Raw genomic sequence first — 17,131 nt, forward strand, 5'->3', positions numbered from 1 at the left:
ACCCCGAAAGTCCCCACGTCTCGACAAACGCGAGACATGGGGCACCCTGAGTGTGGGTGACCGAGGAGAACGAATATGGCAGTGCAAATGAGAACGATGCTCGAGGTTGCCGACAACAGCGGCGCCCGCAAGCTCCAGATGATCAACCCGCTGGGCGGCGGCGCCGGACACGTGGCGCACCTCGGTGACGTGGTGACGGCCGCGGTGAAGGAAGCTTCGCCGGACGGCACCGCGAAGAAGGGCACGGTTGTGAAGGCCGTGATCGTGCGGACGCACAAGGAGCATCGCCGCAAGGACGGCACCTACATTCGCTTCGACACGAATGCGGCAGTGCTGATCAATGACACCGGCGAGCCGGTGGGGACCCGTGTCTTCGGACCGGTGGCCCGCGAGCTGCGCGAGAAGAAGTTCCTGAAGATTGTTTCACTCGCCCCCGAAGTTCTGTAGGCGAGAAGAGAGAGATTGGTTATGGCAAACGTAACAACTGATATCAAGCGCAACGACACGGTTGCAGTGACCTCCGGCAAGGACAAGGGCAAGCAGGGCCGCGTGCTCCGCGTCATTCCTGACAAAGGCCGCATCCTGGTCGAGCACGTGGGCATGGTGAAGAACCATGTGAAGCCGAACCCGCAGAAGAACATCAAGGGCGGCATCGCCGAGCAGGAAAGCGCGATCGCGATTTCGAACGTCGCATTGGTCTGCGCAAAGTGCGGTCCGACGCGCGTGGCACACAAGGGCGAAGGCAAGCAGAAGTCCCGCGTATGCGCGAAGTGCGGGAGTGATTTAACCGGGAAGTAACTTCCCCGAGAAGAGATTCTCGAAATTGAGGACCTCACGTAACGGTGCAAACCCGAGACCGTGAGAGAAAGCAGCAGAGAGATGGCAGACGAGAAGAAGCAGCAGAAGAAACCGGACGGCGCGGGTAAGCGCCAGGCAAAGGCCGAAGCGGCCGAGGCGCCCCAGAGCGGACGTCCAAAGGCGAGCAACCGTGGCTCCGCGCGCCTGCGTGGCAAGTTCACGAAGGAAGTGGCGCCGGCACTGATGAAAGAGTTCGGCATCACCAACGTGATGGCGGTTCCGAAGATCGAGAAGGTCGTAGTGAACATGGGTGTGGGCGAAGCAACGCAGAACGCGAAAGTGCTCGACCCGGCCGTGAGCGACCTGCAGGCCATCACTGGACAGAAGCCGGTGGTGACGAAGGCGAAGAAGTCGATCGCGCAGTTCAAGGTGCGTGAAGGCCAGTCGATTGGCGCGATGGTTACGCTGCGCGGCGACCGCATGTACGAATTCCTCGACCGCCTGATGAACGTGGCGCTGCCCCGTGTGCGTGATTTCCGTGGCGTGCCGATGAAGTCGTTTGACGGGCGCGGCAATTTCACGCTCGGCCTGCGCGACCAGTTGATCTTCCCGGAAATTGACTATTCGAAGGTCGACAAGTTGAAGGGCATGAACGTCACGATTGTGACATCGGCAAAGAACGACGACCAGGCCCGCGCGCTGCTGAAGCACATGGGCATGCCGTTTCGGCAACCGGGCGCTTAGCGGTTAGTTCTTGGCCGTCGGGTAACGACGGCTGCATGAAAAGATCAGAAACTGACGGGGCGCGAAGCTCCAGAGTAAAGGAACAAATGGCGAGAACATCACACGTAGCCAAGGCGAACAAGAAACCCAAGTTCTCCACGCGCCAGCACAACCGCTGCAAGATTTGCGGACGTCCGCGCGCGTACCTGCGCAAGTTCGGCCTTTGCCGTCTGTGCTTCCGTGGCCTCGCGCTGCGGGGAGAGATTCCAGGCGTTTCAAAGTCGTCCTGGTAGAGAACATCCCCACCCTAGCTTCGCTAGAGTGGGGCACCCAAGAATGGGTAAAGACGTTGTCGCGGGTTCTCTCATGAGCAATGAGAGCGAACGGGCAACGATAAGGAGAAGCAAACGATGAGTTTGACCACCGATCCGGTCGCAGATTTCCTGTCGCGGGTTCGCAACGCGATCAAGGCACGTCACCAGAAGGTTGATGCGCCTGCGTCGAAGCTGAAGACGGAACTCGCCCGAATTCTTAAAGAAGAAGGCTACATCGCCAATTACAAGGCGGTCGAAGAAGAAGGCAAGAAGCTGATCCGGGTGTACCTGAAGTACGGATCCGACAATGTCTCGCCGATCTCGAACGTCACCCGCATTTCGCGTCCGGGTTGCCGCGTATACGTAGGCAGCAAGGAGATCCCGCGCGTTCTCGGCGGTCTGGGAATCAGCATCCTGACCACGCCGAAGGGCGTGATGACGGGACGCCAGGCGCGCAAAGAAGGCGTGGGCGGCGAAGTCCTCTGCGAAATTTACTAGTCGCTGGTTGAGCGACAACTCGGTTCGCGCATTCCCGCGAGCATGAGTTCAACACCAGGAAGAAACTGCGGCTTTGATCCGCAGCCGATGAGAAGAGACTATGTCGAGAATTGGTAAGAAGCCGATTGCCGTGCCGAAGGGCGTCACGTTCAACGTGCAGGGCGATGTCGTAACCGTGAAGGGGCCGAAGGGCACCGTATCGAACCACCTGCCGGGCGGCGTGAAGCTGGCTCTGGAGGATGGCAACATTGTCGTGACGCGCGACGACGAGTCGAAGCGCGCCATTCACGGCCTGGTCCGCGCGCTGGTGAACAACGCAGTGGAAGGCGTGACCAAGGGCTGGACGCGGAACCTGGAGATCGTTGGCATTGGTTACCGTGCCGAACTCAAGGGCAAGGGCACGGTGGTGTTCACGCTGGGCTACTCGCACCCGATCGAATATCCGTTGCCGACTGGGATCGAAGCGGCGGTGGACGCGAAGCAGACCGCGCTGACGATTACCGGCATTGACCGGCAGAAGGTCGGCCAGGTTGCGGCGGAAATGCGCGCGCTGCGCCCGCCCGATCCGTACAAGAACAAGGGCGTACGTTACGCCGGCGAGAAACTGAAGAAGAAGGTCGGCAAGACCGGCGCGAAGTAAAGATTAACCGGATGGCATGGCGGGCATGACCCGCCGCCGTCTGCCCGGTTCAGAAACCCGGGGGAAATGAAAAAGCGATGATCATTAAAGAAGCAAAAGATGCAAAGCGGGGCCGGGTACATTCCCGCATCCGCAAAAAGATGGAAGGTACGCCGGAGCGTCCGCGCCTGAACGTGTATCGCTCTACGAACCACCTGTATGTGCAGGTCATCGACGACAGCAAGGGCGCCACGCTGGTTGCAGCAAACACGCTGGAGTTTGGCGAAGCGAAGGAAGGCAAGCGTCCGACGGGCGGCAACCTGAGCGCAGCCAAGCAGCTCGGCAAGGCGATCGCGGAGCGCGCCAAGCAGAAGGGCATCAACAAAGTGGTCTTCGATCGCGGCGGTTACCTGTATCACGGGCGCATCAAGGCGTTGGCCGATGCAGCACGTGAAGGCGGACTAGAGTTCTAGGATGAAAATCCCCACGTCTCGGAAATCGCGAGACATGGGGCACCCGAGCAGAGAGTTCAGAAAAGAGAATTGACGCAATGGCAACAGTGAAGAAAAAGCTCGATGCAGGCCAGTTCAACCTGAAGGACCAGGTAGTGGCCATCAACCGCGTGACCAAGGTGGTCAAGGGCGGTAAGAACCTGTCGTTCGCAGCGCTGGTAGTCGTGGGCGATCCCTCGGCTGCGGTCGTGGGCTACGGTTCCGGCAAGGCGAAGGAAGTTCCGCAGGCGATCCGTAAAGGGATCGAGTCCGCGAAGAAGAACCTGGTGAAGGTGAACCTGAGCCAGACTTCGATTCCGCACCAGGTACTGGGCCGCTATGGTTCGGGCCGTGTGATGTTGAAGCCGGCGCCGGAAGGCACGGGCGTCATCGCGGGCGGCGCGGTGCGTGCAGTGATGACTTCGGCGGGCGTGCAGAACGTGCTGACCAAGTCGATCGGCACCACGAACCCACACAACGTGATCAAGGCGACCTTCGAAGCACTCAAGCAGTTGCGTGATCGCCGCGAAGTCGCGGCCGGACGCGGCAAGACGGTAGAGGAGCTCTAAACCATGCCTCGCACACGTAAGAAAGTAGAAGTAAAGGTAGCGCCGAAGGGCGCGAAGCTCCAGCTCAAGTGGATTCGCTCGGCGATTCAAGCGCCGGTGAAGCACAAGCTGGTGATCAAGGGACTCGGATTCACCCGCCTGAACCAGGTGATCGTACGCGAAGATTCGCCGTCGATCCGCGGCATGGTGGCGAAGGTCCCGCATTTGGTCGAGATCGTTCAGCAGTAGTGGTTTCCCACGTCTCGAAAAACGCGAGACATGGGGCACCCGAATCGACCGGGAAATACAGTGAGACGGACAGAAGAGCGTCCGCTACAAGCGAGCGGGAAATGTCCCGCGACAAGGAATTGAAATGAATCTCAGTAATCTGCGGGCTCCCCGCAAAGCCAACGAAAAGAAGAAGCGCGTCGGACGTGGTATGGGTTCGGGCATGGGCAAGACCTCCGCTCGCGGCCACAAAGGTCAGCGTTCGCGCAGCGGTTCGCGCATGATGCGCGGTTTTGAAGGCGGCCAGATGCCGCTGCATCGCCGCTTGCCGAAGCGCGGTTTCACCAACATCTTCCGCGTGGAATACGCGGTGGTGAATCTCGACCGGCTCGCCGAACTCGGCCTGACGGAAATCACGCCTGAAGTTCTGATCAAGCACAAGCTCGCCGGCAAGAACGATAAGATCAAGGTGTTGGGCAACGGCGAGATCAAGGGCGCGGTCACGGTTCGTGCACACAAGTTCTCCAAAACAGCCGAAGAAAAGATCGCCAAAGCGGGCGGCAAGGCTGAGGTCCTCTAAGTTTTATGTTTGAGAAGCTGGCAAATATCTTCCGGATCCCGGACCTTCGCAAGCGCGTGTTTTTCACGCTTGCGCTCCTGGCCGTGTATCGCATCGGCGGGCACATTCCGACGCCGGGCGTGAACGCCGATATGCTCCAGCAGTTCTTCCAGAACAACCGCGGTTCGGTGCTGGGCTTTGTCGATCTCTTCAGCGGCGGCCAGCTTCGCCGCTTGACCATCTTCGCTCTCGGCATCATGCCGTACATCACGGCGTCGATCATTCTCCAGCTTCTGACCGTGGTTTACGAACCGCTGGCGAAGCTGCAGAAGGAAGGCGAACTCGGGCGCAAGAAGATCACGCAATGGACGCGTTACCTGACCTTTGGCCTCAGCGCCATGCAGTCGTTCGGTATCGCCGTGACGTTGACGAAGCAGCCGGGCATGGTCCTGAATCCTGGTTGGGGCTTCATCCTGATGACGATGCTGACGCTCACGACCGGCAGCGTATTCATTATGTGGCTGGGCGAGCAGATCACTGAGCGTGGTATCGGCAACGGCATGTCGCTGCTGATCTTTGCTGGTATCGTGGTTGGCCTCCCGCGTGGCGTTGCTGACCTGGTGGACAAGATCAAGACGCAGTACTGGGGACCGTTCACGGTTCCGGCGATGTTGCTTCTCATTCTGGTGATGTTCCTGATCGTTGCGTTCATCGTGTACGTGGAGCGCAGCGAGCGACGGATTACAGTGCAGTACGCAAAGCGCATTGTCGGCCGCAAGATGATGGGCGGAACCTCGACCTTCCTGCCGCTGCGTGTGAACTCCGGCGGCGTGATGCCGGTGATCTTTGCGTCGTCGATCCTGACCCTGCCGCAGACGGTGGGCATGTTGGGCAGCGTGAGCAAGTACCACTGGGTGAAGAACCTGATGGACCAGCTCAAATGGGGCGAGCCCCTGTACACGATGCTGTACGCGTTGGGCATTGTCTTCTTCGCATATTTCTACGTGTCGATCGTGTTCAACCCGAACGACGTTGCGGATAATATGCGCAAGTACGGCGGGTTCATCCCGGGCATTCGTCCGGGTGCGCGTACCGCAACGTACATCAACGATATCCTGACCCGCATTACGCTGGTCGGCGCGTTGTACCTGATCATCATCAGCTTTATTCCAGAGTGGATGATGGTTGGTTTACATCTGAACCACTTGCCGTTGTGGTTGGGTGGCGGACTGTTTGAAAAGCTGCCGACCTGGATGACCACCGGCCTTGGTGTAACCTTCTACTTCGGCGGCACCTCGCTGCTGATCGTGGTGGGCGTTGCCATGGACACGGTGCAGCAGATCGAATCGCAGCTCATCATGCGGCATTACGAGGGCTTCACGCCACGGAGCGGTCGAATTAAAGGCCGCCGCTGGTAGTTGAGAAAAGCCCCACCCTAAGCGCGAAAACGGCGCTTAGAATGGGGCACCCTTTTGTGCAGTCGTTGTAAGCGGCTACCGGGAGGCCGTTGGCGCTTGACGCCGGAAGCAGAGCAACCCATCGGAGTGACCCGAACGTGCACCGGGCGGGTGACTTGTTTGCTCTCGTGCAGGCGAACGGATGGACACACAAGCTTCTACGGGAAGTGTTGTGCAGAGTGATACGCGTAAAGTCGGTCCGGTGATTTTGTTCGGACCGCCCGGAGCAGGGAAAGGCACCCAATCCAAGCGCCTGGTGCAGGCGCTGGGGGTCCCGCAGATCTCCACGGGCGACATCCTCAGGGAGAACGTCGCGCAGGAAACAGGGTGGGGAAAACAGGCCAAGGCCGCCATGGAAAGTGGCCAACTGGTGTCAGACTTTATCGTCTGCGCCATGGTTGCCGAAAGGCTTGGCAAGCCGGACACCAGCCGAGGGTGTATCCTCGACGGGTTTCCGAGAACCGTCGCCCAGGCCGAATGGCTGGATAAGTTGTTGACGGGAAAGCTCTTTGAAAGTACTCGGGTCAGCTTAGCAAGTAACCTTCCACCGGTTGTGATTTCGATCAAGGTGGACTATAATCAATTGCTGCAACGGCTTACCGGACGTCGTTCGTGTCCCTCCTGCGGAACGATCTACAACGTTTACTCGAAGCCTCCCAAGGTCGAGGGAATTTGCGACCTTGAGGGCTCGAAGCTTGTAATGCGGCAGGATGACCGCGAAGAAGTCATCGCCGGACGTCTGAAGGCATACGAGCAGCAGACTCTTCCTCTTGAGAAGTATTACCGGGCTCAAGGTCGTCTGTTTGAAATCAATGGCGACGCCCCGGTTGAGAAGATCACAGAGGAGATGTTGAGTCTCATCGAGCATGGCAATCATTTGTAAGTCCGGTGCCGAAATTGAAAAGATGCGCCGCAGTGGCCGCATCGTGCGACAGGTCCTTGAAACAGTAAGAGCGCTCGTGGCTCCCGGTGTATCGACCATGGACCTGGAGCGCGCGGCTGAGAAGAAAATCCGCGAGCTTGGGGCCAAGCCTGCGTTTAAGGGGTACTACGACTATCCCTGTGTGCTGTGTACATCGGTTAACGATGAGATCGTGCATGGCATTCCGTCCGAGAAGCGGGTCCTGAAAACGGGAGACATCGTCTCCATCGACACAGGAGTTGTGCTCGACGGCTACTACGGAGATTCAGCCATCACCGTTCCGGTCGGTGAGGCGATCACGTCGGAGTTGCAGAAGCTGCTCACGATTACCGAGCAGTCACTGTACAAGGCGATCGACGCAGTGAAGGTCGGCAACACGCTGGGCGACATTGGTTCCGCGGTGCAGCAGCATGTGGAAGCCGCGGGTTTCAGCGTAGTGCGCGAGTTTGTGGGCCACGGGATTGGGACACGGTTGCACGAAGATCCGCAGGTGCCGAACTTCGGAGCAGCGGGTGCGGGTTCGAGGTTGCGCGAAGGAATGGTGCTCGCAATCGAACCGATGGTGAATGTAGGTAAGCCGGCGACGCGAACGCTGGACGATCATTGGACCGCGGTTACCGCCGACGGCAGTTTTAGCGCTCACTTCGAGCACTGCGTTGCGGTAACGAGAGACGGCCCGGTGATTTTGACCGAGTAAAGTTTGAAGTAGGTTGCACCTTCGGGTGCGACATGGGCAACGGAAGCAGAGCGGGGCTTTAGCCCCTGAGGTCAGACCGATCAAAGGAATGCATGAGTAAGGAAGACGCGATTGAAGTAATGGCGGTGGTGATCGAACCACTGCCCAATGCCATGTTCAAAGTTGAACTGGAAAACAAGCATCAGGTGCTGGCGCACGTATCCGGCAAGATGCGCAAGAACTTCATTCGTATTCTTCCTGGCGACCGGGTTGCGGTGGAATTATCGCCATACGACCTGACGCGAGGACGTATTGTTTACCGCTATAAATAGGCAGATTGGAAAAGGCAATGAAGGTTCGGGCATCGGTAAAGAAAATCTGTGACAAGTGCAAGGTGATCCGTCGCCACGGTGTGGTGCGGGTAATCTGCGAAAACGCGAAGCACAAGCAGCGTCAAGGCTAAATCGCCCCAACAAGCGCAAAAGAGGCGCTCGTCGGGGACCCGGGAAAAGCGGGACGAGGGACAGTAAATGGCACGTATTGCAGGCGTGGATCTTCCGCGCAACAAGTACATCAACATCGCGCTGACGTATATCTTCGGCATCGGCAACTCGCGCGCCAAGGCCATCCTGGCGGAAGCGAACGTGGAAGCGAACCGCAAGGTTAGCGACCTGAACGAAGAAGAAGTCAACCGCATCCGTACGGCGATCGAAAACGGCAGCTCGGTCGAAGGCGACCTCCGCAAGGACGTCTCGATGCATATCAAGCGGCTGATCGAAATCGGTTCTTACCGCGGCTATCGTCATCGCCGCAGCCTGCCGGTCCGCGGCCAGCGCACCCACACTAATGCGCGCACCCGCAAAGGTCCGCGTAAGGGCACCGTGGCGAACAAGAAGAAAGCAACCGCTAAGTAAAGGCGAATTGAGAAATGGCTAAAGCAGCAGGTTCCGCCGCCGCCGGCGAAAAAAAGGGCAAGACCAATAAGAAGTTCAAGAAGAAGGAACGGAAGCACGTTCCGCACGGACTGGCGCACATCCAGGCGTCGTTCAACAACACCATCGTCACCATCAGCGATCCTTCGGGAAACGTGGTGTCGTGGAAGAGCTCGGGTTCGCTCGGGTTCCGCGGTTCGCGTAAGGGCACGCCGTTCGCGGCGCAGCAGGCCGCGATGACCGCCGCCAACATGGCGCGCGATCACGGCATGCGCAGCCTCGACGTGCGGGTAGCGGGCCCCGGTTCCGGCCGTGAGTCTGCAGTTCGTGCCTTGGCTGCCGCCGGTCTCGATGTGCGTGTGATTCGCGACGTTACGCCGATCCCGCACAACGGTTGCCGTCCGCCGAAGCGCCGCAGAGTGTGATTCGTGGCTGCGCATCCGACGTCGCTGGTGCCAATGGCACACGTTGCGGACGTGCAGCGCACGATTGAGTTTTACAAGCTGCTCGAGTTCGAACTCCATAACAAATTGGAGTACGGAGGCGAGTTGAAGTGGGCGTACCTGGCGCGAGGCATGGCACAGATCATGTTCGCGAAATCCAGTGGCCCCATTGATTCGGAGCAGCAGGCAGTTCTGTTTTACCTGTACGCGAGCAAGGTCGTTCCGTATCGCGAACAGTTGATGGCGAAGGGGATCAAGGTAAGCGAATTGGAGTATCCCCCGTATGCCACCGAAGGTGAGTTTCGGGTCTTTGACCCAGACGGATATGTGCTTCTGGTAGGCGCCGCCAGCCAGAGGTAGAACGAAATTGATCGGGAAGGAAGGACCGCCAAGTCCCGTAAACCGATCACAACCGAACGGATAAACCGTTCGACAGGAGAGAAACTTGGCACGCTACAAAGATGCAGTATGCCGCCTTTGCCGCCGTGAGGGCACGAAGCTGTTCCTCAAGGGGCCAAAGTGCTTCACCGACAAGTGTGCAATTGAAAAGCGCAACTTCGCCCCTGGCCAGCATGGCAAGGACCGCAAGGCGAAGATCGTGGGCTACGGACTTCAGCTTCGCGAGAAGCAGAAGACGAAGCGCATGTATTTCGCGCAGGAAAATCAGTTCCGCAACTACTTCGAGAAGGCCGCGAAGGGGCAGGGTGTAACCGGCGAGATGCTGTTGCAGCAACTGGAACGCCGCCTCGACAACGTGGTCTATCGGCTTGGCTTCGCGTCCGCGCGTCGCCAGGCACGCCAGCTGGTCCGTCACGGGCACATCGCGGTCAACGGGAAGAAAGTGAACATCCCGTCGTACCAGGTGAGCGTGAAAGACGAGATCGCCGTGCGCGAAGGCAGTAAGGAAATGACGCTTCTTGGTCAGATCAAGGAATTGACGAGTCACACGACTGTGCCGGGCTGGCTGATCGTCGATCGCGATAACTGGAAGGGCAGCGTTTCGTCCTTGCCGAGGCGCGACGAGATCCAGATGCCGGTGAACGAGCAGCTGATCGTCGAACTTTACTCGAAGTAAACGAAGTAACCGAATGTGGTGCGCGACATTGCGTTGCGCACCTTGTTCCTAATCGTCGTGCCAGATCGGCCGAACTTAGATGTTCGTGCAGCATGGCCGAATTGAGAGATAGGAGACAAGAATGCTCTGGAAGGGATTTCAAAAACCGAAGCGCCTCGCGTTTGACTCGGAGTCGTTGACCGACAAGTATGGTCACTTCTGGGCCCAGCCGTTTGAGCGCGGCTTCGGAACCACGATTGGCAACGCGCTGCGCCGCGTGCTGCTTTCCTCGATTGAGGGCGCTGCGATTACCGCAGTGAAGATTGAAGGCGTATTACACGAATTCCAGTCAATCCCTGGCGTCGTAGAGGATGCGACGGACATCATCCTCAACCTGAAGCAGATTCCGTTCCGCCTCAACGGAGACGCTCCCAAGGCGATCTACCTGCGCGCGGAACAGCCTGGCATTGTGACCTCGGGCATGATCGAGACCGATGCCGATGTCGAGATCCTCGACAAGGACGTGTATATCGCCACCATCAGCGAAGGTGGCAAGCTCGACATGGAAATGCGGTTGAAGAAGGGCCGCGGCTACGTGTCAGCCGATAAGAACTTCGACGAAGACCTTGGCCTCGGGTTCATTCCGATCGACTCGGTCCACTCGCCCGTCCGCAAGTGCAACTACTCGGTGGAAGCAGCCCGTTTGGGTCAGATCACCGACTACGACAAGCTCTCGATTGAATTGTGGACCAATGGCTCCGTGAACCCGGCCGACGCGCTCGGCCTGGCCGCGAAGCTGCTCAAGGACCACATGAACATCTTCATCAATTTCGAAGAAGAAATCGAAGCTTCGCACGCGGAAGACCGCAAGCCGGAAATCCGCAACGAGAACCTGAACCGCTCGGTGGAAGAGCTCGAGCTTTCGGTCCGCAGCTACAACTGCCTGAAGAATGCCAATATCCAGACCATCGGAGAACTGGTGCAGAAGACCGAAGCAGAAATGCTCAAGACCAAGAACTTCGGCCGCAAGTCGCTCAACGAGATCAAGGAAATTCTGGCCTCGATGGGACTGAGCCTGGGCATGAAGATCGACGAGCATGGCAACGCGGTGGCTCCGCCTCCGGGTTCGCAACCTGCTCCGAGCTACGGCGGCTATCCGGGAAGCTACGGCACCGGCGGAACGTTCGGTGGCGGCGGCAACTACGGTGGTGGCGGCGGCTTCGGCGGCGACAACAACCCGGGCTTCTAGCCTGGAGAAATTGAGGCAGCCCGCCGCTACGGCGGCGGGTAGCCCGAAAAGATTAAAGGGGCTGCACAAGCCCTGCAGAAATTGAAGGAATACGACCATGCGTCATCGAGTAGGTGGATGGAAGTTAGGACGTAACACGGAACACCGGCGCGCGCTTCTGCGCAACCTGGTCACTTCGCTCATCGTGGAAGAGCGCATCGAAACGACCGTGCCGAAGGCAAAGGCGATGCGTCCGCATGTAGAGAAGATGATCACGCTCGGCAAGCAGGGAAATGTTGCGGCGCGCCGTCAGGCCGCTGCTTACCTGATGACGTCGGAGGCCGTGGACAAGCTGTTTAACACGATCTCGCCGCGCTTTGGCGACCGCGAAGGCGGTTACCTGCGCATCGTTCGCACCGGATTCCGTCCGGGCGACGGCGGCGAAAAGGCGTTCATCGAACTCCTCGGCAGCGAGAAGATCATCGATGAGAAGCGCGAAAAACGCGCTGCAGCCCGCGCCAAGCGTGCCGAGGACAACCGCAAGGCCCTCGAAGCGCAACAAGCCCAGGCTGAAGCAGAAACGACCGGCGAAACCAAGGCGTAGTTCCTCGGTTTGGCGGCAAGATTCAGCGCACCCGCGTTGCGGGTGCGTTTTTCTTTTTACAATGGCGTGACGATGCCGGAGTCCTTCCACCAGCCCCGTGAGATACGCCAAGGGCAGCTGGTGGAACACCAGCACCATCAACGCAACAGCAAAGGTGGTCCTTGGTGGTCGCCTCTTTCCCGCATTCCCCGCCGGAGGGTTGCGGCGTGTGACTGAGCATGACAAAGACCCTGCGCAGGCGCTCGCGGATGCCCAGGCGGCGTTGACAATCACGCCGATGAGCGTGCGAGCACGACTCGCTGAAGCGCATGCCTTCGAAGCTTTGCATCAAACCGGCGCGGCCCGTGCTTCGTTTGCTGTGGCTTTGGCGCAGGCGGAGCAGATCGGAAAAGACTGGTATCCGGCACAAATCGCGGAAGCGCAGCAAGGGTTAAGCGCCTCTGAAACAAACGTTGCAAAACGATAAGACGTTCTGTTTAATGTGTCTGATTTATGCCACGCGTCACAATCCTCGGCTCCGGCCTCGCATTGCGTCCATTAGGCGCAGAACATGCACCTGCACTAGTTCGTGCGTCGGCAGACGGCAATCTCTCCGAACTTCAATGGACGAACGTCCCGAACGCAACAAACGTAGCGGAATATATCGGTCTTGCGCTTGAACATCATGCGCAGGGGCTGGCTCTGCCATTTGTGATGGAGATACTTGAGACGGGGAAGATCGTCGGGACGACGCGAATCTTCAAGATAGATCTGCCGAACCGCGCGGCGGAGATCGGGCATACCTGGATCGCGGGACGCTGGCAGCGAAGTTTTGTGAATACCGAGAGCAAGTATCTCTTGTTGCGCTATGCGTTCGAAGAGATGAAGTTGATCCGCGTGCAGCTTTACACCGATGAGAACAACACGGCATCGCGCGCGGCCATTCTGCGTTTGGGCGCGAAAGAAGAAGGCATCCTGCGGAAGGAACGCATTATGGCCGACGGGCGAATTCGTACGACCGTGGTTTTCAGCATCATTGATGACGAATGGCCTGCGATTCGGGCGAGACTGGAAGAGCGACTGCGACGCGGCGGCGTCGAACCGACGTATCAGATGGAAGCGTTCGCTCCCTAGGCTTCGGCGTTGATTTCTTGCGGTTGCGATCCTCGCCCGCGCGAGGTGAGCCACAGGTAGAGCAATACCTGGGTGACGACGGCCCCAGTGCAATCGAGAACCACATCCTGCCAGCGTCCAGTGCGCGCTGGGTTAAGCGACTGGTGGATTTCATCAGCGCTGGCGGCGAGCAACGTGCCGAAGACTGCAAACACAGACCAACCCATCCGCCAAAAATACTCGCGCCCACGCGTGAGGACTGCCTGACGATTACGCCAGGTCCCACGCGCAGCACCGAAAATAAGCCAACTCAAAATCGCATAGCCAAGGAAGTGGCCAGTTTTACGAATGAGGTGATGCACGAATTCAAAGCTCTCGAAGCTTGGACGGCCGAGCAAGGCCGTCCAGATTCGAAGTAACAATTGTCCGGTGTGTGCGCTGGATCCGATGTCGGAGGATTCGACCGCGAGAATCACGAGCCACACCCACACTGGAATCCACGGCTTCCATCGGTTTATTTGTCTTGCCACTAGGTCCTATTCCACCCGATAGTTCGGCGCTTCGCGCGTGATAATGACGTCGTGCACGTGGCTTTCGCGAAGGCCTGCGCCGCTGATGCGAACGAAGCGCGCGCGTTCCTTGAGTTCCGAAACGTTAGCGCAGCCAACGTAGCCCATGCCGCTGCGGAGACCACCCACCATTTGATGCACGATCATGGCGACAGTGCCGCGATACGGCACGCGGCCTTCGATACCTTCTGGCACCAACTTATTCAGGCGGTTGCCATCTTCTTCTGCGGCAAGGCCAGCCGTTTCATTTTCCACCGACTGGAAGTAACGTTCGCTGGAGCCCTGCGCCATCGCGGCGAGCGATCCCATGCCTCGATAGGACTTGAAAGTGCGGCCCTGGTAGAGAATCGTCTCGCCCGGACTTTCTTCGGTACCCGCCAGCAGCGAGCCGATCATAACGACGTCCGCTCCAGCAGCGAGTGCCTTCACGATATCGCCCGAGTACTTGATGCCACCGTCGGCGATGACCGGTATGCCTTTGTCTTTCAGGGCGCGATAAGCCTCGGCAACCGCGGTGATCTGCGGTACGCCTGCGCCGGTGACGATGCGCGTGGTACAGATCGACCCAGGTCCGATGCCGACTTTCACGCCATCAGCGCCGGCCTGACCAACTTCGAGCGCGCCTTCGTAGGTGCCAACGTTGCCGGCGAGAAGGTCCACTTCAGGAAACTTGTTCTTGACCGCGGTAATGGCTTCGAGAACGCGCGTGGAATGCCCGTGCGCGCTATCAATCGCGAGAACGTCCACCTTTGCTCGGATCAACTCAGCCGCCCGTTCGAGGAAGTCGCCGGTAGCGCCAATCGCGGCGCCGACGCGCAGACGTCCTTGGGGATCCTTGGCGGCGTTCGGATATTTCAACTTCTTCTGAATATCTTTTACGGTGATCAAGCCCTTGAGTTCGTAGCGATCGTCCACCACAAGGAGCTTTTCCACGCGGTGCTGATGGAGAATTTCTTCGGCGTCTTCGAGTGTGGTGCCGACGGGCACGGTGATGAGGTTTTCCTTGGTCATCACCTCGCTGATAGGAATGTCGGTACGGGTTTCGAAGCGGAGGTCGCGGTTGGTGAGAATGCCGACGAGCTTTTTGTTCTTGGTGACCGGTACGCCCGAGATTCGGTAGCGCTTCATTACGTCGAGCGCTTCAGAAATCTTGTTCTCCGGCGACATGGTGATCGGATCAACAATCATGCCGCTTTCGGAGCGCTTCACCTTGTCGATTTCGCCGGCCTGCTGCTCGATGGTGAGATTGCGATGCACGATGCCCAATCCGCCTTGTTGTGCGAGCGCAATCGCCATGCGGCTCTCGGTCACGGTATCCATGGCGGCCGAGATGAGAGGAATGTTGATCGTGATATTGCGAGTGAGCTTGGTGGCGGTGCTGGTTGCAGTTGGGATTACGTCGCTTTTGGCGGGCAACAGCAACACGTCATCGAAGGTCAGAGCTTCAGGCACGGGAAAATGAATCATTGCAATCTTCCAAGGGTGCGCCCGCTGGGAACACCGGGGCGCTGTTGGGTGACACAGACAGTCATTTGGGACGAGGAGTAAACCTCTATTTTAAGGTTTCGGTCGCCTGAGGCGCAAACGGCCGGGTTTCCCCGGCCGATCTTGCTACGGATTTCCTGAATCCTTTTTCTTTTTGGCCCTTTGAAACCATTTCTTATAAACGTCCGGCCAGAACTCCGCGGCGATGTTCCCGGCGCAGCTATAGCCAAGCGCAATCCCGGCGCGTTCGAAGGTGTTTCCGGCGGTGCGGTCCTTGTCCGGGTAATAGGCGTTGGAGATGGCGGCCGAAGTGAAAGCTCCCAGCACATTAGAGAAGTGAAACTCCTTGCCGCCGCGATCGCGATGGGCGACGAACTCCGCACCCAGCGAGTACCAGAATCTTTGGCTGGTGGTGCCCTCACCCATCCGGTAATACCGCGGGTCTTCGCGGAAGATCACCGGGTAGGCAAATTTTCCGAAGAAGTTGCTGGATGCCTGGTCGGCGAACGCGGCGCCGTAACGCTTTCCATAGCCCTCGGCGCCCTGGCCGTAATCCTCGTAGCTGTCCATCGCCTGGCCAATCCCCGCCTGCGCTCCAACCGCCAGGAACTGAAACGGACTGAAGGTGCTTTTGGCGAAGAGGTGGAACTTCTGCCCGGGAGAGAGCGGTTGCGCCGTCTTCTCGGTGGTCGTGTTGTAGTTCGGAACGACGCCGAGGATCGTCTGGGACTGCTCCTGCTTCTCGACCTTCTTTTGCTCGTCCGATTTTTCGTGCTTCTGTTTGGCGGCGGAGGGGCTATCCGGAGGCGGAGCCTGCGTGGCTGAATCCTGGGCGAGCAGCGATTGTCCGGAGAGGAGGAACAGCAACACGACAGCGGTGGCGCAGCATCTGCGTACGTTCATTCTTGCTTTCTATACCGAGGGTATGACGGAGCCGCACCGATGTTGCAGGGCCCAGAAGTGCTTCGGTTGGTCCGTGTGATTACCTATTCTTCCAGACCGGCTTCCGTTTTTCCAGCACGGCGCGAAGGCCCTCTTCGACGTCCTGAAGCGCCATGAGTTGGTTGAGGTAGATGTCCTGCGATCTCTTCATCGCTTCGGCGAGCGGACGCCCAATAGAGCTGGCGATGACTTTCTTGGTCATTGCGAGAACTGGCGAACTGAACTCGGAGATGCGCGAGATGAGCTCATTCACGGTGTTTTCGAGGCCGGCTTCCGGAACCACGCGGTTCACGAAGCCAAGTTCGAGGGCTTCGTCGGCGCTGAGCGCCTGGCCGGTGAGGATCAGTTCATAGGTCTTTTTGGGGCCGATCACGGCGGGCAACATGATGGCCGCGAAGGGCGGGAAAACACCCATTTTTACTTCCGGCTGCATGAACTTGGCGTTGGGGGTGGCGATGACCATGTCGCCGAAAGCGACCAGTTCGGAGCCGGCGCCCACGGCCTGGCCGTTCACGACGACGATCAGCGGCTTCGAGATTTCGGAGATCGACTGGAAGACGTGATTGAAGGCTTCGAGCGTTTGGAAGACGCGGTCAGGACGGGAATCTTCGATCGAAATTCCGGCCGAGAAAAACTGTTTCTGCGCCGAGGTGAGCAGGATGCATTTGACCTCGTTCTTGCTCTCCAGGCTCTCGATGGCCTCGGCGAGTTCGGTCATCAGCGGGACGGTGAGCACGTTGTACGGCGGATGGTTCAGGCTGATGCGGGCCAGGCCGTCGGCAATTTCGAACTCGATAAATTCGTAGATTTTGACTGCGGGATTCGAGGGTGAAGCCATGGGTCACCTTCCTGCGGAAGTGGCGGAGCTAAAGGCGAAGCGCCTGAGGGTGCAAGCAGTATCCTCTGAAAATGGGGATGAGACAAGCCCCAGCAAGCGGGCGTTTTGGCC

27 protein-coding genes are annotated in these 17,131 nt (G+C 58.6%); 23 read left to right on the forward strand and 4 right to left on the reverse strand.

The window, feature by feature from the left end:
* Nucleotides 1-75 precede the first annotated feature (75 nt).
* From rplN to ACID345_RS06475, 23 genes are all read left to right on the forward strand, one after another.
* Nucleotides 76-447, forward strand: a complete 372-nt coding sequence (gene rplN, locus ACID345_RS06365) for a 50S ribosomal protein L14 (RefSeq protein ID WP_011522040.1) — start codon at nt 76-78, stop codon at nt 445-447.
* A 21-nt stretch (nt 448-468) separates the two neighbouring features.
* Entirely contained in the window at nt 469-798 is a 330-nt protein-coding gene (rplX, locus tag ACID345_RS06370; RefSeq protein ID WP_011522041.1) for a 50S ribosomal protein L24, read from the forward strand.
* Nucleotides 799-879: 81 nt separating this feature from the next.
* On the forward strand, nt 880-1,542 hold the full coding sequence (gene rplE / locus ACID345_RS06375) for a 50S ribosomal protein L5 (RefSeq protein ID WP_011522042.1): 663 nt from the start codon (nt 880-882) through the stop codon (nt 1,540-1,542).
* 86 nt (nt 1,543-1,628) lie between these two features.
* Nucleotides 1,629-1,814, forward strand: coding sequence for a type Z 30S ribosomal protein S14 (locus ACID345_RS06380; protein ID WP_041855500.1), 186 nt, complete (start codon nt 1,629-1,631; stop codon nt 1,812-1,814).
* A 117-nt stretch (nt 1,815-1,931) separates the two neighbouring features.
* Entirely contained in the window at nt 1,932-2,333 is a 402-nt protein-coding gene (gene rpsH / locus ACID345_RS06385) for a 30S ribosomal protein S8 (RefSeq protein WP_011522044.1), read from the forward strand.
* A gap of 100 nt (nt 2,334-2,433) precedes the next feature.
* Nucleotides 2,434-2,973 (forward strand): 50S ribosomal protein L6, encoded by a 540-nt coding sequence (gene rplF / locus ACID345_RS06390; protein WP_011522045.1) that lies wholly within the window; start codon nt 2,434-2,436, stop codon nt 2,971-2,973.
* 77 nt (nt 2,974-3,050) lie between these two features.
* The gene (gene rplR, locus ACID345_RS06395; RefSeq protein WP_011522046.1) at nt 3,051-3,425 is read left to right on the forward strand and encodes a 50S ribosomal protein L18; all 375 of its coding nucleotides are present in this window, start codon (nt 3,051-3,053) and stop codon (nt 3,423-3,425) included.
* Between the two features lie 77 nt (nt 3,426-3,502).
* Nucleotides 3,503-4,012 carry a 30S ribosomal protein S5 gene (gene rpsE, locus ACID345_RS06400; protein ID WP_011522047.1) on the forward strand — a complete coding sequence of 170 codons (510 nt, stop codon included), beginning with the start codon at nt 3,503-3,505 and terminating at the stop codon, nt 4,010-4,012.
* A gap of 3 nt (nt 4,013-4,015) precedes the next feature.
* Nucleotides 4,016-4,240: a 50S ribosomal protein L30 gene (rpmD, locus tag ACID345_RS06405; protein ID WP_011522048.1), complete on the forward strand. Its 225-nt coding sequence runs from the start codon at nt 4,016-4,018 to the stop codon at nt 4,238-4,240.
* Nucleotides 4,241-4,364: 124 nt separating this feature from the next.
* Nucleotides 4,365-4,799, forward strand: a complete 435-nt coding sequence (gene rplO / locus ACID345_RS06410; protein WP_011522049.1) for a 50S ribosomal protein L15 — start codon at nt 4,365-4,367, stop codon at nt 4,797-4,799.
* A 5-nt stretch (nt 4,800-4,804) separates the two neighbouring features.
* Nucleotides 4,805-6,196, forward strand: coding sequence for a preprotein translocase subunit SecY (secY, locus tag ACID345_RS06415; RefSeq protein ID WP_011522050.1), 1,392 nt, complete (start codon nt 4,805-4,807; stop codon nt 6,194-6,196).
* 211 nt (nt 6,197-6,407) lie between these two features.
* Nucleotides 6,408-7,118, forward strand: a complete 711-nt coding sequence (locus ACID345_RS06420) for an adenylate kinase (protein WP_011522051.1) — start codon at nt 6,408-6,410, stop codon at nt 7,116-7,118.
* Nucleotides 7,102-7,854 carry a type I methionyl aminopeptidase gene (gene map / locus ACID345_RS06425; RefSeq protein ID WP_011522052.1) on the forward strand — a complete coding sequence of 251 codons (753 nt, stop codon included), beginning with the start codon at nt 7,102-7,104 and terminating at the stop codon, nt 7,852-7,854. The genes ACID345_RS06420 and map overlap by 17 nt, the downstream gene beginning before the upstream one ends.
* 92 nt (nt 7,855-7,946) lie before the next feature.
* On the forward strand, nt 7,947-8,165 hold the full coding sequence (gene infA, locus ACID345_RS06430) for a translation initiation factor IF-1 (RefSeq protein ID WP_011522053.1): 219 nt from the start codon (nt 7,947-7,949) through the stop codon (nt 8,163-8,165).
* 17 nt (nt 8,166-8,182) lie between these two features.
* On the forward strand, nt 8,183-8,296 hold the full coding sequence (gene rpmJ / locus ACID345_RS06435) for a 50S ribosomal protein L36 (RefSeq protein ID WP_041855501.1): 114 nt from the start codon (nt 8,183-8,185) through the stop codon (nt 8,294-8,296).
* 67 nt (nt 8,297-8,363) lie between these two features.
* Nucleotides 8,364-8,747 carry a 30S ribosomal protein S13 gene (rpsM, locus tag ACID345_RS06440; RefSeq protein WP_011522055.1) on the forward strand — a complete coding sequence of 128 codons (384 nt, stop codon included), beginning with the start codon at nt 8,364-8,366 and terminating at the stop codon, nt 8,745-8,747.
* A gap of 14 nt (nt 8,748-8,761) precedes the next feature.
* Nucleotides 8,762-9,190 carry a 30S ribosomal protein S11 gene (gene rpsK, locus ACID345_RS06445; protein WP_011522056.1) on the forward strand — a complete coding sequence of 143 codons (429 nt, stop codon included), beginning with the start codon at nt 8,762-8,764 and terminating at the stop codon, nt 9,188-9,190.
* Nucleotides 9,191-9,193: 3 nt separating this feature from the next.
* Nucleotides 9,194-9,568, forward strand: a complete 375-nt coding sequence (locus ACID345_RS06450) for a VOC family protein (protein WP_041855502.1) — start codon at nt 9,194-9,196, stop codon at nt 9,566-9,568.
* A gap of 85 nt (nt 9,569-9,653) precedes the next feature.
* Nucleotides 9,654-10,283 (forward strand): 30S ribosomal protein S4, encoded by a 630-nt coding sequence (gene rpsD, locus ACID345_RS06455; RefSeq protein WP_011522058.1) that lies wholly within the window; start codon nt 9,654-9,656, stop codon nt 10,281-10,283.
* A gap of 121 nt (nt 10,284-10,404) precedes the next feature.
* Nucleotides 10,405-11,511: a DNA-directed RNA polymerase subunit alpha gene (locus ACID345_RS06460; protein WP_011522059.1), complete on the forward strand. Its 1,107-nt coding sequence runs from the start codon at nt 10,405-10,407 to the stop codon at nt 11,509-11,511.
* 97 nt (nt 11,512-11,608) lie between these two features.
* On the forward strand, nt 11,609-12,094 hold the full coding sequence (gene rplQ / locus ACID345_RS06465; RefSeq protein WP_011522060.1) for a 50S ribosomal protein L17: 486 nt from the start codon (nt 11,609-11,611) through the stop codon (nt 12,092-12,094).
* Between the two features lie 97 nt (nt 12,095-12,191).
* Nucleotides 12,192-12,560, forward strand: a complete 369-nt coding sequence (locus ACID345_RS06470) for a hypothetical protein (protein WP_041855503.1) — start codon at nt 12,192-12,194, stop codon at nt 12,558-12,560.
* A 26-nt stretch (nt 12,561-12,586) separates the two neighbouring features.
* Complete coding sequence (locus tag ACID345_RS06475) at nt 12,587-13,207, forward strand: GNAT family N-acetyltransferase (protein ID WP_011522062.1); 621 nt, start codon at nt 12,587-12,589, stop codon at nt 13,205-13,207.
* Here the strand turns inward: ACID345_RS06475 and ACID345_RS06480 are convergent.
* The 4 genes from ACID345_RS06480 to ACID345_RS06495 all read right to left on the reverse strand — a co-directional run bounded on the left by ACID345_RS06480 (nt 13,204) and on the right by ACID345_RS06495 (nt 17,020).
* Nucleotides 13,204-13,716 carry a VanZ family protein gene (locus ACID345_RS06480; RefSeq protein WP_011522063.1) on the reverse strand — a complete coding sequence of 171 codons (513 nt, stop codon included), beginning with the start codon at nt 13,714-13,716 and terminating at the stop codon, nt 13,204-13,206. The two genes, ACID345_RS06475 and ACID345_RS06480, sit on opposite strands and share 4 nt — an antisense overlap.
* Nucleotides 13,717-13,722: 6 nt before the next feature.
* Nucleotides 13,723-15,222, reverse strand: a complete 1,500-nt coding sequence (gene guaB / locus ACID345_RS06485) for an IMP dehydrogenase (protein ID WP_011522064.1) — start codon at nt 15,220-15,222, stop codon at nt 13,723-13,725.
* 144 nt (nt 15,223-15,366) lie between these two features.
* Nucleotides 15,367-16,143, reverse strand: coding sequence for a hypothetical protein (locus ACID345_RS06490; protein ID WP_011522065.1), 777 nt, complete (start codon nt 16,141-16,143; stop codon nt 15,367-15,369).
* 79 nt (nt 16,144-16,222) lie between these two features.
* The gene (locus ACID345_RS06495; protein WP_011522066.1) at nt 16,223-17,020 is read right to left on the reverse strand and encodes an enoyl-CoA hydratase/isomerase family protein; all 798 of its coding nucleotides are present in this window, start codon (nt 17,018-17,020) and stop codon (nt 16,223-16,225) included.
* Between the last annotated feature and the right edge of the window lie 111 nt (nt 17,021-17,131).

Origin of the sequence: Candidatus Koribacter versatilis Ellin345 (genome assembly GCF_000014005.1) — a bacterium.
Taxonomy (GTDB): Bacteria; Acidobacteriota; Terriglobia; order Terriglobales; family Acidobacteriaceae; genus Korobacter; species Korobacter versatilis_A.

Bases quoted from the DNA above. Each gene is read 5' to 3' on its own strand.
- rplN (WP_011522040.1), top strand. From the start codon at position 76: ATGGCAGTGCAAATGAGAACGATGCTCGAGGTTGCCGACAACAGCGGC.
- rplX (WP_011522041.1), top strand. From the start codon at position 469: ATGGCAAACGTAACAACTGATATCAAGCGCAACGACACGGTTGCAGTG.
- rplE (WP_011522042.1), top strand. From the start codon at position 880: ATGGCAGACGAGAAGAAGCAGCAGAAGAAACCGGACGGCGCGGGTAAG.
- ACID345_RS06380 (WP_041855500.1), top strand. From the start codon at position 1,629: ATGGCGAGAACATCACACGTAGCCAAGGCGAACAAGAAACCCAAGTTC.
- rpsH (WP_011522044.1), top strand. From the start codon at position 1,932: ATGAGTTTGACCACCGATCCGGTCGCAGATTTCCTGTCGCGGGTTCGC.
- rplF (WP_011522045.1), top strand. From the start codon at position 2,434: ATGTCGAGAATTGGTAAGAAGCCGATTGCCGTGCCGAAGGGCGTCACG.
- rplR (WP_011522046.1), top strand. From the start codon at position 3,051: ATGATCATTAAAGAAGCAAAAGATGCAAAGCGGGGCCGGGTACATTCC.
- rpsE (WP_011522047.1), top strand. From the start codon at position 3,503: ATGGCAACAGTGAAGAAAAAGCTCGATGCAGGCCAGTTCAACCTGAAG.
- rpmD (WP_011522048.1), top strand. From the start codon at position 4,016: ATGCCTCGCACACGTAAGAAAGTAGAAGTAAAGGTAGCGCCGAAGGGC.
- rplO (WP_011522049.1), top strand. From the start codon at position 4,365: ATGAATCTCAGTAATCTGCGGGCTCCCCGCAAAGCCAACGAAAAGAAG.
- secY (WP_011522050.1), top strand. From the start codon at position 4,805: ATGTTTGAGAAGCTGGCAAATATCTTCCGGATCCCGGACCTTCGCAAG.
- map (WP_011522052.1), top strand. From the start codon at position 7,102: ATGGCAATCATTTGTAAGTCCGGTGCCGAAATTGAAAAGATGCGCCGC.
- infA (WP_011522053.1), top strand. From the start codon at position 7,947: ATGAGTAAGGAAGACGCGATTGAAGTAATGGCGGTGGTGATCGAACCA.
- rpmJ (WP_041855501.1), top strand. From the start codon at position 8,183: ATGAAGGTTCGGGCATCGGTAAAGAAAATCTGTGACAAGTGCAAGGTG.
- rpsM (WP_011522055.1), top strand. From the start codon at position 8,364: ATGGCACGTATTGCAGGCGTGGATCTTCCGCGCAACAAGTACATCAAC.
- rpsK (WP_011522056.1), top strand. From the start codon at position 8,762: ATGGCTAAAGCAGCAGGTTCCGCCGCCGCCGGCGAAAAAAAGGGCAAG.
- ACID345_RS06460 (WP_011522059.1), top strand. From the start codon at position 10,405: ATGCTCTGGAAGGGATTTCAAAAACCGAAGCGCCTCGCGTTTGACTCG.
- rplQ (WP_011522060.1), top strand. From the start codon at position 11,609: ATGCGTCATCGAGTAGGTGGATGGAAGTTAGGACGTAACACGGAACAC.
- ACID345_RS06475 (WP_011522062.1), top strand. From the start codon at position 12,587: ATGCCACGCGTCACAATCCTCGGCTCCGGCCTCGCATTGCGTCCATTA.
- guaB (WP_011522064.1), bottom strand. From the start codon at position 15,222: ATGATTCATTTTCCCGTGCCTGAAGCTCTGACCTTCGATGACGTGTTG.
- ACID345_RS06490 (WP_011522065.1), bottom strand. From the start codon at position 16,143: ATGAACGTACGCAGATGCTGCGCCACCGCTGTCGTGTTGCTGTTCCTC.
- ACID345_RS06495 (WP_011522066.1), bottom strand. From the start codon at position 17,020: ATGGCTTCACCCTCGAATCCCGCAGTCAAAATCTACGAATTTATCGAG.